Source organism: Nitrospinota bacterium (genome assembly GCA_016235255.1).
Classification (GTDB): domain Bacteria; phylum Nitrospinota_A; class UBA7883; order UBA7883; family JACRLM01; genus JACRLM01.
Genome location: JACRLM010000027.1, coordinates 1 through 11,399, shown reverse-complemented (window position 1 = coordinate 11,399; position 11,399 = coordinate 1). Strand labels below are relative to the sequence as shown.

Here is an 11,399-nt window from a genome sequence, read left to right as displayed (position 1 = left end):
CCCAGGTTGAGGAAAGTGAGCGGTTATAAACACCTGCCGGAACTGCGTGAGATCATGAAACGGGCTCTGGCGGGGAAGATAATGGTGAAAGCGGCGTGACGGTCATGCCGGGAGTTTCAACTAAAAAAGGGATTGACTCTGCCAACCCAGTATTTGATAAAGCTTAGTAGCATTGACACCTGTCAATTATTAGATGCACTTTCATTTCGTGCGGAGAAATGGGAGCGTCGAATTACCTGTGAAGTTGACAATGATTCAGAAGCTACACATGAGGCGTTAGGAATAGCTAGTCATTATCGGCAAATCATTTTGTCGATTGAAAAGCAAATGGAAGAACAGAGGCAGAAATAAGATGAGCCCGCACCTGTATCAAGAAATGAGACACATCAAATCAAATTTCAGTGTCCTGATTGGGGAAATCGAACACAGAATCTATCTTGTGACCCCAAGCGAGTTAAAAATGGAAAATGACAATTACGCAGATGCTGATAACGTAATCTCCTTTGAAGAATTTTTCCAATTTCATCTTGATCCGGCGGTGTTACGATGGAGGAACAAGAAGGTTATATAAAATTATTAAAAGGATTTATGCTCTGACAAGAGCGCCAAGATTGAACACAAGTATGGTAACGCCGTTAAATGCGTCCCGCGAATACTTCCGCCGCATGGTATGACGAACGGACGTATGAGCCGGAGAATACGCTCCTTATACCCTTCGCCTGGGCGGCGGACTTCAATTCATCGAACACTTCGGGGCGCACATACTCCACAACCGGGAGGCAGTTTAGAGAGGGCCGCAGATACTGGCCGATGGTCAGCGCGTCGAGCCCTATCGCCGCCAGATCGTCCATGACCGCCAGGACCTGCTCCATCGTCTCGCCAAGCCCCAGCATTATCCCGCTTTTGGTGACGATTGCCGGGCGGCGCTCCTTCACCCTATCAAGCAGCTTTAGCGACCTTTCGTATGAGGCCGCCGGACGGACGGCCTTATATAGAGCTGGAACAGTCTCCACATTGTGGTTGTACACATCCGGCCCGGCGTCCATCACAAGGTCTATGGAAGTGTGGTCACCCCTGAAATCGGGGGTCAACACTTCCACGGAAACTCCGGGCAAGCCAGCGCGCAGGGCATATATGGTCATGGCGAAATGACCGGCTCCGCCATCCTTTAAATCATCCCGGGTGACTGACGTTATCACCACGTGTGAAAGTCCAAGTTCTTTGGCCGCCACCGTCACACGGGCCGGTTCGTCCGGATCCGGCGCGGCCGGCCTTCCGTCCGGAGCCACTGCGCAAAATCCACAGTCCCGTGTGCATTTTGCCCCAAGTATCATGAACGTGGCCACACGGTTGGCGAAGCATTCCCCCATGTTCGGGCAGCGGGCCTCCTCGCACACGGTGGACAGCGAGGATTCTCGCAATAGCCCCCGAACCGCCAGGGCCGCTTCCCCTCTCACCGCCGATTTACGAAGCCACTCCGGTTTTTTCATATTTACTCACTCCCCTTGCTCCGAAGGGATCACCCCGAGCATCTTTAGCATTATCAGGATGGACACCACGGCGCCAAGGATGGAGAAAAGCATGATCAATACTATGAAAAAGCTTCTCTGCCGTCTCCCTTCGTCCGGCTGGATACGCTCTATAAACCTTTCCAGCGGCTTGCCGAAAACCATTATCGCAATGGTGGCGGCGGCGCCAAGGCCCAGGGTCATCCATAGGCGCGCCGTCCGGATGGACTCGGCGTCCTCCGGCGTCACTGCGGCGATCAAAGCGGCTATCTGCTGTTCGAACATCATGGCAATCAGGTTAGCATATGGGAAGCGCCGTTGGAACGGATACCGGCCGTCAAACTATTCCCCGCCCGCCCGCATGTAAAAGCAAAGCTGCGCGTCGCCGTATTTTCTTGTCTGGGCAAGTTGGATGGAGTGGCCGGAACCGGCGATTGGGACCGCTGTTTTCTTGTTGGCCTCCAGGATAAAAATCCCCCCCGGGGCAAGGATATTCGCGGCCGAATCCACTATGCGTTCCTCCAGCCCCGCCTGCCATGGGGGATCGGCGAATATGAAATCAAACTTCATCCCGCGGGCGGCGAATGCGGCCATCGCCGAAAATGCGTCCTGCTTTCGCACCGTAATGCCGGTGTTGGCCTTCAGTTTGTCCGCGTTCTTGCGGACAAGCTCGGCGGTGGAGTTGTCCACTATCGTCACCTGCGCCGCGCCGCGGGACAACGCCTCCAGCCCCACGGCCCCCGTCCCGCCGAAAAGGTCCAGAAAGCCGGCCCCCTCGATATCACTTCCGATGATGTTGAATATCGCGCCGCGCACCTTGTCCGGAGTGGGCCGCACGTCCATGCCGCGCGGGCTGAAAAGGAAGGCTCCCTTGAAGCGGCCGGCTATTATTCTCATGCGTTCTTTTAAGTGGCGCGCCGGGCGGTCAGGAGGCAAGGACAGCCCTGTTGCGTCCCGCCTGTTTGGCGGAGTACATGGCCTCGTCGGCCCGGTGGATCAAATGGGCAAGCTCCTCTTTGCCGTCCCATTGGGCCACCCCGAGGCTCACTGTCATCTCGATGCGGTAAGGGCCCTGCACGAGCGGATTTCCGGAGATGTTGGCGCGGATTTTCTCGGCCAGATGCAGCGCTTCCGTCCCGCGGCAATCGTCCATCAGGCACACAAACTCTTCGCCCCCCCACCGGCAGCCGGTGTCCACCGCGCGCACGGTGGAAGTGAGCGTACTGGTCACAAGCTGTATCGCCAGGTCTCCCACGCTGTGCCCATACGTGTCGTTGACCTGCTTGAAGTGGTCTATGTCGAAAATGATGATGGACAGAGGGAACCCGGCCCGCAATGACTCCTTGGATACATGGCCGTAGATAAGCTCGAACGCCTGCCGGTTCAGAAGCCCGGTGAGCTTGTCCGTGGAGGCCATCACCTCCAGCCGCCCCTGGTACATGCGGACCGTGAAATTGGTGAGCAACAGCACCACCAGGGTTATCAGCAGGCACACCGCCAGGTTGGCCGCAAGGGTCTTCCTCAAAGCGGACAGCGCTGGATCTTCCGCCTGTTCCACTATCAGGTACCAGTTCAACTCCGGGATGTAACGCGAGTTTAGCAGGATGGTCTCCCCTTCCCTGTTATACTTGAACCGCGTTTTCTTGCCGGCAAGGATGTCCTGCGATATCGGGCCGTAGCCAGCATCATTGTTGATGTTCCGCCCTTGCGCGGACATTCCGTAGCCGACCAGGACGACGGCCCCTGTGTGGTCGACGAAAAATATGTTGCGGTGATAGCGCATTTTGTAGTTTTCAATCAGCAACTGCACCGATTCCACCGCCAGCCCCACCCCGGTGACGCCTATGAATTTCCCGCTGTAGTCGAACACGCGGTAGTTTATGAATATGGTCATGGTCTCCTGGTTGACATGGTCGGGATCCACGTTTATCTCGTAATCGGGCTTCATTTCGCGCACGCGGAAATACCACTTGTCTCCCGGATCATTTTCGTCCACTTTCTTGAAAATCCCGCTGGCGTGGTAATAGACGCGGGTCTTTTCGGACACGAAGAACGAAGTGAAGGCGCCATAGCGGTCCATGATCGCCTTGAGGTATTTGACGACCGCCTCGTCGTCTTTCTCGCCTTTGATCGCCCAGTCTCTTAAAAAAGTGTCCTGCGCCATCAGCGAAGATATGAAGATGGGCCGGAGAAGGTCGCGCTGGATTTCGGAATATATGTTGTCGGCCGTCAGGGGCAATTGCTGGGCCACGATGGTCTCGCGGACCACCGAACTTGAGACGAAATAGCTGGCCAGCGTGGTGGCCAGAAATCCGGTGACTAGCAGGACCGAGACAATCGTGACAAGCCGTTTGTTCTCCGGAATTTTCATCGCGTCTGGTCCGTATCTTCCAAAAAGCGAGCTCTGTGTACTACCTGCCCGCGCCCCTGCCTGATTGATTTCTCATCCCCACCACCACGCAGTCTACCAGCGCCACGGCCCACACCGCAAGGGCCGCGCCGAGAATGTACAAAAGGCGTGTCAGCCCCTCCATAAAGCCGGTCTCCAGCGCCGGGGACTGACCGGTTTTCAACGTCGCGAAAACGGGGGAGGAGACGCTGGCAAGCTGGGCGAAGAAAGCCACCGCTATCACCGCGGAGATGGCGATGAACACCCCCCCTTTGACTTTCTGTTCGTTGGCCAGCTGGCCCGCGCCGGGAAACATCATCGACAGCAATATGAGCACCCCCACCGGCGGCAGGTCTTTATTGCCTTCTTCACCCCGTGAAGACGCCGGCCGTTCCCTGCGCTTGGGCGGCCGGGCCTTCTTAAAACTCGCCAATGTCTTCGAAATGAGTCAACCGCCTGAACTGGCGGAACCTGTCGGCTATCTGCGCGCCGTTCAAATCGCGCAGCCTCTCCACGGAGAATTTTTCCACCGTGAACGAGGCCATCACCGAGCCCATTATGATCGCCTGCCGAAGCTTTGTTTCCGTGATGTGCCCGTCCCCTATCCGGGCCAGGTGCCCCATCACCCCCCCCGCGAACGTGTCCCCCGCTCCTGTCGGGTCGAACACCTCTTCAAGAGGCAACGCCGGGGCGGCGAACACCTCGTTTTCATGGAAAAGCATGGCGCCGTATTCACCGCGCTTTATGATGAGGGTACTGGGCCCCATGGCGCATATCGCCCGGGCCGCCTTCACAAGGTTTGGCTCCCCTGCAAGCTGGCGCGCCTCGCCCTCGTTTATCACCAGCATGTCCACCCTTTTGAGCGTTTTGAGAAGCTCGTCCCTGGCGCCGGATATCCAGAAGTTCATAGTGTCGCACGCCACAAGCTTCGGCTTTTTCACCTGGTCTAGCACCTTTTGCTGGAGCTTCGGGTCTATGTTGGCCAGGAACACGTATTCGGCGTCGCGGTATTCTGCGGGCAGTTCGGGATTAAAATCGAGCAGCACGTTAAGCTGTGTGTCCAGCGTCTTGGCCTCGTTCAAGTCAAATCCATACTCCCCTTTCCAGTGGAACGATTTACCCTTGGCGCGCTGCACCCCGGAAATGTCCACACCCCGCTTTGAGAGCATGTCCAGGTCGTCTTTGTTAAAGTCCTCGCCGATGACCGCCACCAGGTTCACTTTAGTGAAGTAACTGGCGCTCATGGAAAAATAGGTGGCCGAGCCCCCCAGGGCCCAGTCCCTCTGGCCGAACGGCGTCTTCACCGAGTCGTAGGCCATCGTCCCGACAACTAAAAGGCTCATCAATGTCTCCATGCAAGATGCTTAATAAAAGATTTCGGCGGGCATGGCGCGCCGTGCCCCTACACGTTTTTACTTCTCTTCCGCCACCGGCCAGTGGTCGAAATACTGCATCGAGGTCTTTTTAAATTCCCTCGTGGAAAACAGCACGTCGTATTCCTTGACGCCTGTCTCCTCGGACATCCGCTTTGCTATCTTGCGCACTTCCTCCTCCGACTCACCGTGGATCATGGTGAAAAGGTGGAAAGGCCAGTCGTCAAACGAAGGGCGCTCGTAAGCGTGGCTGACTTCCGGCCTGTTGGCCAGAAGCTCGCCGAGCCTGTGGCGGTCCTCCTTGTCCGGCACGCTCCACACCCCCATCCCGTTGGCGGTGAACCCGGCCTTCTGATGCCGCAACGTGGCGCCAAACCTTCTGTAATACCCTTTCTGGCCGTATTCCCTGGTCCTGGCTATGACTTCTTCCTCTGTCAGGCCGAGTTTGGCGGCGATGGCGGCGAAGGGATTTTTGACCATCGGGATAGAGCGTTGCAGCTCCGCCATGATCTTCACGTCGTACGATGTTATCTCTTTTTTCATGGTTGTCACGCCTCCTCGGCGGCGGCGGCTTCCTTGAACTTGAAGTCCACCTTGATCTTGAACTTTTTTATCATCGGCATGTTGCGCACCGGGCCGAAACCGGAGTCCTTTTCGATTTCGCGCAACGTCATGTCCACCGTGTCCGTGTCCGGCGCGATGAGGGTGAACCAGAGGTTATATTTATGGTTGCGCTCGTAATTGTGGGTGACGCCCGGATAGCGGGATACCACCTTGGCAACCTGCTCTATCTTCTCCGGCGGCACGCACATGGCGCAAAGGGTGGAGGTCCATCCCAGCCCGCGCGAATCGAAGCTGGCCCCGATCCTGCGGATAATCCCGGTCTCATGCAGCTTTTTCACCCTCTCGAAAGCTTCGTCCTGCGTGATCCCCACCCGCTCGCCTATGATGGCGTACGGCGCGGCCTCCACTGGAAAACCGGTCTGGATAATGTTCAGTATCTTCTTGTCGGTCTCGTCCATTTACTGCTGCTCCATTAAAATGCAAGCGGCGGGGCAGGGGCCTCCGCCGCGCAAACTCCCGGCAAAGGGAGCGGAAAAACGGCTAATTACAGCACTTCTTGATTTTCTCGGCGGTCTTGCGCGAATAGTAGGCGCAACACCCTTTCTTTGAATCGGCGGTCACCCCCGCGGTCTTGACTGCGTCCTTGAACTTCTTTTCCGGCATCCCGAACTCCTTGGCCCAGTTTCCTGCGGTTTTCACTTCTTCGCTCATGGTATCCTCCTGAAAGAATAAATTATGGCGCGGATTCACGGCTCCGCGAACTGTGTTATGTAAATTCAGATAATTATATTAAAATAATGGTTTTAAACAAGAATAGAGATGATTATTTCAAGCAGACCGCCCCGCGCCGGGATGGCACAGTGAACGCCATAGAATTTTCCGGCGTGTCCAAAAGGTTCCGCAAGGTGACGCTCCGGCGCAATTACGGCACGCTTAAAAGCGCCATTGTCGGGGCGATTATGGGGAAAAGCAACGGATCGTCCGGAAGCGGAGACAACCTTTTCACGGCGCTAAACGGGGTGAGTTTCACTGTGCCCAAAGGGGAGACCTGGGGGATAATCGGCAGGAACGGCTCGGGCAAGTCCACGATTTTAAAACTAATGGCGGGCATATACAGGCCGGATCGGGGGGATGTTTCCATAAACGGCAGGGTGTCCGCCCTCATAGAGCTTGGCGCGGGATTCCATCCGGAGTTTTCGGGGCGCGAAAACATTTTCATCAACGCCTCCATCCTGGGACTGCCAAAGCGCGAAATAGAGGAAAAGTTCGACGACATTGTGGCCTTCGCCGAGCTGGCCGATTTCATAGACAACCCCGTGCGCACATACTCCTCCGGCATGTTCATGCGGCTCGGTTTTTCCGTGGCCATCCATTCCGACCCGGACGTGCTTTTGGTGGACGAAGTGCTGGCGGTGGGAGACGAAGCGTTCGGCCACAAGTGCCAGGAGCGGCTGGAGAGCTTTAAAAGGGCGGGGAAGACCATCGTGATCGTGTCCCACAGCCTTGGCGACATCAGGAAATGGTGCGACGGCGTCATATGGGTGGACAAGGGCGAGATCAGGCTGACCGGCAAGCCCACCCGCGTGGTGGACGCCTACCTTACCACCGTGGCGGAAATGGAAAACACCGCCCTGCTGGACAAGGAAAAAACAGACGAGCCGAAGCGGGCCGAGCAGGCCAACCGGTGGGGGACGCGGGAGATCGAGATCACCGGAGTTCGCATACTCGACGGCGCCGGGGAAGAGCGGATGGTGTTCAAGTCCGGCGGGGCGATGAAAGTGGAGATCGGCTACAACTCCCCAAGCCCTATCGCCGAGCCGGTGTTCGGCGTGGCCATATATAAAAGCGACGGCGGCCACTGCTACGGCACGAACACCCACCTGGAGGACGTGAAGATCGAGCGGCTTTCCGGGACAGGCTCCATCGTTTTCGAGGTGGACAGGCTTGACCTTGTTGACGGGGCCTACACCATTTCCGTGGCGGCCCATGCCAAGGACGGCCACCCATATGATTACCACGACCAGATGTACGGCTTCACCGTGCGCTCGAAGATAATGGACGAGGGGGTGTTCCGCCCGCCACACAGGTGGAACATAAACGGCGAGGTATTCACCCCTGTGGAGCGGGAGTAGGGGGCGGTGAAAGCGTCATTCGTGATCCCGTTCTACGGGGCGGATATAGGAGGCGGCGCCGAGACCCAGTGCAGGCGCCTGGCCGAAAACCTGCTCATCCGCGGCATGGAGGTGGAGGTGCTCACGACCACCTTGCGTGATTTGGGATCGCACTGGAACAACATCTATTACGAGCCCGGTGTGTACAACGTCAACGGCGTCACGGTGCGCAGGTTCAACCCACGGTTTGTGGACACGGACGTTTTCGTGCCGATAAACCACAAGATTATCAAGCGAGAGCCGATCACCCCGGAAGAAGAGCTCGATTTCATGAACAACGCCATCAACTCCGACGCGATGTTCCAGTTCATCGGGGACAACCACAAGGACCGGCTATATTTCTTCCTGCCTTACCTTTTCGGCACGTCGCTAAAAGGCACATCCATCGTCCCATACAAATCGTTCCTTATCCCCTGCCTGCACGACGAGGGGTACGCATACATGGACGTCACCCGCAAAATGTTCAAACGTGTGAACGCGGCGCTTTTCAACTCCCGGGCGGAGATGAACCTTGCGCTGAAAATATACGGCGGAATGCAAAGCTCCGAGGCTGTGCTGATGGGGGAAGGGGTGGACGACATTGACGGCGCCGACGGCGCCAGGTTCCGGAAAAAGTACGAGCTTGGAGACACGCCTTTCCTGTTGTACGCAGGCAGGAAGGACGCCACCAAGAACACACCGTTGCTGATCGAATATTTCGCTGAATACAAAAAGCTTAATCCAAAATCGGACTTAAAGCTTGTGCTGATAGGCTCTGGCGCCGTGCCGATCCCGGAAGAAGTCCGCGCAAGTGTCCACGACCTTGGCTTTGTCCCAATCGGGGACAAGCGGGACGCCTATGCGGCGGCCACCGCCTTTTGCAATCCGTCTGTGATGGAAAGTTTTTCGCTGGTGATGATGGAGTCCTGGCTTTGCGGCCGTCCCGCCATCGTGCATTCCGGATGCGAGGCGACAAGCGAGCATGCTCTAGAATCCGGCGCCGGGTTGACGTTCGGAAACGCCGGGGAATTCTGCGAGGCGGTGGACTTTATTGTGGGCAATCCGGACAAGGCCAGCCAAATGGGAATTAAGGGAAGGCGCTACGCGAAGGAGAACTATAACTGGAACGTGATATGCGGCCGGTTTAAAAAGTTCTTCGCGGCGTGCGAGGAGGCTTTGCGGTGAAGATACACCAGATGCTCCCGAATTACTGGTATGGCGACGCGATAGGCAACTGCGTGGCCGAGATTGACCGGTTGCTCAAGGACTTGGGGCACGAGACCGAAATATTCGCCGACGTGGTCCACCACAAGCTTTCCGCCAGGAACTACAAGGACTACGCGGCGGAGGCGGACGGGTCTTGGCTTATATACCATTATTCCACAGGGTCGCCCGTGAACAGGTTCGCCCTGGAAAACGCGCACAACGTGATCCTGATGTATCACAACATCACACCGGGCGAGTATTTCGACCGGTATAACCCGGAAGCGGCCAGAGGGTGCCGGGAGGCGCGGGAAACGCTGGCGCAGTTTGCGGGGAAGGTCAAGTTCGCCATGGCGGGCTCGGCATATAACGAGGAGGAGCTAAAATCGCTTGGATTTGAAAAGACCGCCATTACTCCATATATCCTCAATTTCGACAAGATAAAGCCTTCCGGCAAAAATCCATTCAATGACGGCAAGACCAATATCCTGTTCGTGGGGCGCGTGGCGCCAAACAAGCGGCATGAGGACATGATCGCCGCCTATCACTATTACCGCGATTTCATCAATCAGGATTCGCGGCTGGTTTTCGTGGGGGGGTATGACCAGGACGGGCTTTATTACAAGTCGCTCCAGAACCTGATTGAGATAATGAACCTTGGGGACGTTGTGTTCACCGGCCCTGTGCCGGACGAAATCCTGGGGGACTATTACCAGAGCGCGTCCGTTTTCCTTTGCCTGAGCCGCCACGAGGGTTTCTGCATACCGTTGCTGGAGGCGATGAAGTTCAGGATTCCGGTGGTGGCCCTGGGCGCCACAGGGGTCAATTACACCATGGGGGACGCGGGAATTAAATTGAAGGAAATCAGGCCCAACGAAATAGCGGAAATAATCGGATTGCTGGACAAAGACGCCGCCATGCGCGAAAAAGTTATCCAGACCCAGTTTGGCAGGCTCGGCTACTTCGCAAGGGACAAGATGGCCGCCAACTTCAAGAGAGTTCTGTCCATTGCGTTGAACGGCGGCTAGCGTCAATGAAAAATATCCGGGAAATATATCTGTTGAATTAAAACAAGTTATAAGTGAACATACCTGAGGTGGGTGGAATGGATTTTTCGCCGCTGCTTTAGACATGTTCATCTTTAAACAATCTATAGGGGATACCTGAAATGAAGAAAACAGCTTTGATTGTGGGCTTGATGTTTCTGGCGGTTTCCGCGATACCGGCGATGGCCGGGGAATTTGGCGATATTAAGGCAAAAGTGGGCGCGGCCAGGGAGTCGTTCGTCACCTTGCTTAAGAACAAGGACAAACGCGGGGCCGATCAGCAGAAGCTTGTGAAAGACACCGCCGACGCGGTGAGCGCCGCTCTGGCAAAGGCGAAGGCCCCTGCCGGCAAGGAAGCGAAGTTCAAGGAACTTTCAGACACGTGGGCCGCTTTCAAAAAGACCCGCGAGGATGAACTTGTGCCTGCGGTACTGGCCGGCAAGCAGGAAGAAGCCGACAAGTTGGCCGGCGGCATCCAGAAAGAGCGCATGGGGAAGATCAACGCCCTTTGCGACGAACTGGATAAGTAGTCGTCACGCGACGGAACGCTGATCGTTCGTAATCACAAAAAGGCCCCGCTTCCGTTTCCGGGAGCGGGGTTTTTTTGACCTGCTCCCGGCGCGCCGTGCCTTGTCCCATCCTGCTCCCCCACCAGCCAGAGGGGGTGGAAGCGTTAAACAAATCGTTTACCACCTATCGGGTTCCCCTGGGAGCGCGGAGTGGCGTGGCCACTGCGCGACGCCCGCAATCGGCTTATCGTGCTCAACGCCGCGATAAACCGAAAAAGAACGGTGATACTATCGTTACCGGTGTTTTGTTTAAACGCGGTTTTTCCTTCTGAACGCCGCCATCGAGGCGTCGTTCAGAAGATGCGGGCAAGATGCCCGCGCTCCCAAAAGAAGATGCCCGCGAAGCTTGGGGGACCGGCGCATGGCGCCGTGGGAGTTTATTAACCGTCTCATAATAATATAGACATTATTATATATGTATCAAGCCGCGTATTTCGTCGTTTCGCCGTTGAAGTACTGGACTGCACCCCTGAGACTGGAGGGTTTTTGACACGGAATTAGTGTACCTGTCCGATAATGGGGGAATCCCCGGAAAGGAATCGGACAGATGAAGAAGCAATATCGGCGTTACGACGAGGAGTTCAAGCGCGATCTTGT

At 56.2% G+C, this 11,399-nt stretch carries 13 protein-coding genes; 4 read left to right on the top strand and 9 right to left on the bottom strand.

The window, feature by feature from the left end; all coding sequences use genetic code 11:
- Positions 1 to 635: 635 nt before the first annotated feature.
- From lipA to HZB29_03035, 9 genes are all read right to left on the bottom strand, one after another.
- Complete coding sequence (gene lipA / locus HZB29_03075) at positions 636 to 1,490, bottom strand: lipoyl synthase (GenBank protein ID MBI5814572.1); 855 nt, start codon at positions 1,488 to 1,490, stop codon at positions 636 to 638.
- Between the two features lie 6 nt (positions 1,491 to 1,496).
- Positions 1,497 to 1,796 carry a hypothetical protein gene (locus HZB29_03070; GenBank protein ID MBI5814571.1) on the bottom strand — a complete coding sequence of 100 codons (300 nt, stop codon included), beginning with the start codon at positions 1,794 to 1,796 and terminating at the stop codon, positions 1,497 to 1,499.
- A 54-nt stretch (positions 1,797 to 1,850) separates the two neighbouring features.
- The gene (rsmD, locus tag HZB29_03065; protein ID MBI5814570.1) at positions 1,851 to 2,405 is read right to left on the bottom strand and encodes a 16S rRNA (guanine(966)-N(2))-methyltransferase RsmD; all 555 of its coding nucleotides are present in this window, start codon (positions 2,403 to 2,405) and stop codon (positions 1,851 to 1,853) included.
- A gap of 28 nt (positions 2,406 to 2,433) precedes the next feature.
- A complete protein-coding gene (locus HZB29_03060) occupies positions 2,434 to 3,879 on the bottom strand; it encodes a GGDEF domain-containing protein (GenBank protein MBI5814569.1) in 1,446 nt (481 codons plus the stop codon).
- Between the two features lie 40 nt (positions 3,880 to 3,919).
- Positions 3,920 to 4,330, bottom strand: coding sequence for a hypothetical protein (locus HZB29_03055; GenBank protein ID MBI5814568.1), 411 nt, complete (start codon positions 4,328 to 4,330; stop codon positions 3,920 to 3,922).
- Positions 4,317 to 5,240: a sugar kinase gene (locus HZB29_03050; GenBank protein ID MBI5814567.1), complete on the bottom strand. Its 924-nt coding sequence runs from the start codon at positions 5,238 to 5,240 to the stop codon at positions 4,317 to 4,319. Before HZB29_03050 ends, HZB29_03055 begins: the two co-directional genes overlap by 14 nt.
- Before the next feature lie 69 nt (positions 5,241 to 5,309).
- A complete protein-coding gene (locus HZB29_03045; GenBank protein ID MBI5814566.1) occupies positions 5,310 to 5,813 on the bottom strand; it encodes an AsnC family transcriptional regulator in 504 nt (167 codons plus the stop codon).
- A gap of 5 nt (positions 5,814 to 5,818) precedes the next feature.
- Complete coding sequence (locus HZB29_03040; GenBank protein MBI5814565.1) at positions 5,819 to 6,292, bottom strand: Lrp/AsnC family transcriptional regulator; 474 nt, start codon at positions 6,290 to 6,292, stop codon at positions 5,819 to 5,821.
- Between the two features lie 82 nt (positions 6,293 to 6,374).
- A complete protein-coding gene (locus HZB29_03035) occupies positions 6,375 to 6,545 on the bottom strand; it encodes a hypothetical protein (protein MBI5814564.1) in 171 nt (56 codons plus the stop codon).
- A gap of 149 nt (positions 6,546 to 6,694) precedes the next feature.
- Here HZB29_03035 and HZB29_03030 point away from each other — a divergent pair, with 149 nt between their 5' ends.
- The 4 genes from HZB29_03030 (at position 6,695) to HZB29_03015 (ending at position 10,763) form a co-directional block, all read left to right on the top strand.
- On the top strand, positions 6,695 to 7,966 hold the full coding sequence (locus HZB29_03030) for an ABC transporter ATP-binding protein (GenBank protein ID MBI5814563.1): 1,272 nt from the start codon (positions 6,695 to 6,697) through the stop codon (positions 7,964 to 7,966).
- Positions 7,967 to 7,972: 6 nt separating this feature from the next.
- Positions 7,973 to 9,169, top strand: a complete 1,197-nt coding sequence (locus HZB29_03025; protein ID MBI5814562.1) for a glycosyltransferase family 4 protein — start codon at positions 7,973 to 7,975, stop codon at positions 9,167 to 9,169.
- Positions 9,166 to 10,215, top strand: coding sequence for a glycosyltransferase family 4 protein (locus HZB29_03020; GenBank protein ID MBI5814561.1), 1,050 nt, complete (start codon positions 9,166 to 9,168; stop codon positions 10,213 to 10,215). Before HZB29_03025 ends, HZB29_03020 begins: the two co-directional genes overlap by 4 nt.
- A 140-nt stretch (positions 10,216 to 10,355) precedes the next feature.
- Entirely contained in the window at positions 10,356 to 10,763 is a 408-nt protein-coding gene (locus HZB29_03015; GenBank protein MBI5814560.1) for a hypothetical protein, read from the top strand.
- The last annotated feature ends 636 nt before the right edge of the window (positions 10,764 to 11,399 follow it).

Bases quoted from the DNA above. Each gene is read 5' to 3' on its own strand.
- lipA (MBI5814572.1), bottom strand. From the start codon at position 1,490: ATGAAAAAACCGGAGTGGCTTCGTAAATCGGCGGTGAGAGGGGAAGCG.
- HZB29_03070 (MBI5814571.1), bottom strand. From the start codon at position 1,796: ATGATGTTCGAACAGCAGATAGCCGCTTTGATCGCCGCAGTGACGCCG.
- rsmD (MBI5814570.1), bottom strand. From the start codon at position 2,405: ATGAGAATAATAGCCGGCCGCTTCAAGGGAGCCTTCCTTTTCAGCCCG.
- HZB29_03060 (MBI5814569.1), bottom strand. From the start codon at position 3,879: ATGAAAATTCCGGAGAACAAACGGCTTGTCACGATTGTCTCGGTCCTG.
- HZB29_03050 (MBI5814567.1), bottom strand. From the start codon at position 5,240: ATGAGCCTTTTAGTTGTCGGGACGATGGCCTACGACTCGGTGAAGACG.
- HZB29_03045 (MBI5814566.1), bottom strand. From the start codon at position 5,813: ATGAAAAAAGAGATAACATCGTACGACGTGAAGATCATGGCGGAGCTG.
- HZB29_03040 (MBI5814565.1), bottom strand. From the start codon at position 6,292: ATGGACGAGACCGACAAGAAGATACTGAACATTATCCAGACCGGTTTT.
- HZB29_03035 (MBI5814564.1), bottom strand. From the start codon at position 6,545: ATGAGCGAAGAAGTGAAAACCGCAGGAAACTGGGCCAAGGAGTTCGGG.
- HZB29_03015 (MBI5814560.1), top strand. From the start codon at position 10,356: ATGAAGAAAACAGCTTTGATTGTGGGCTTGATGTTTCTGGCGGTTTCC.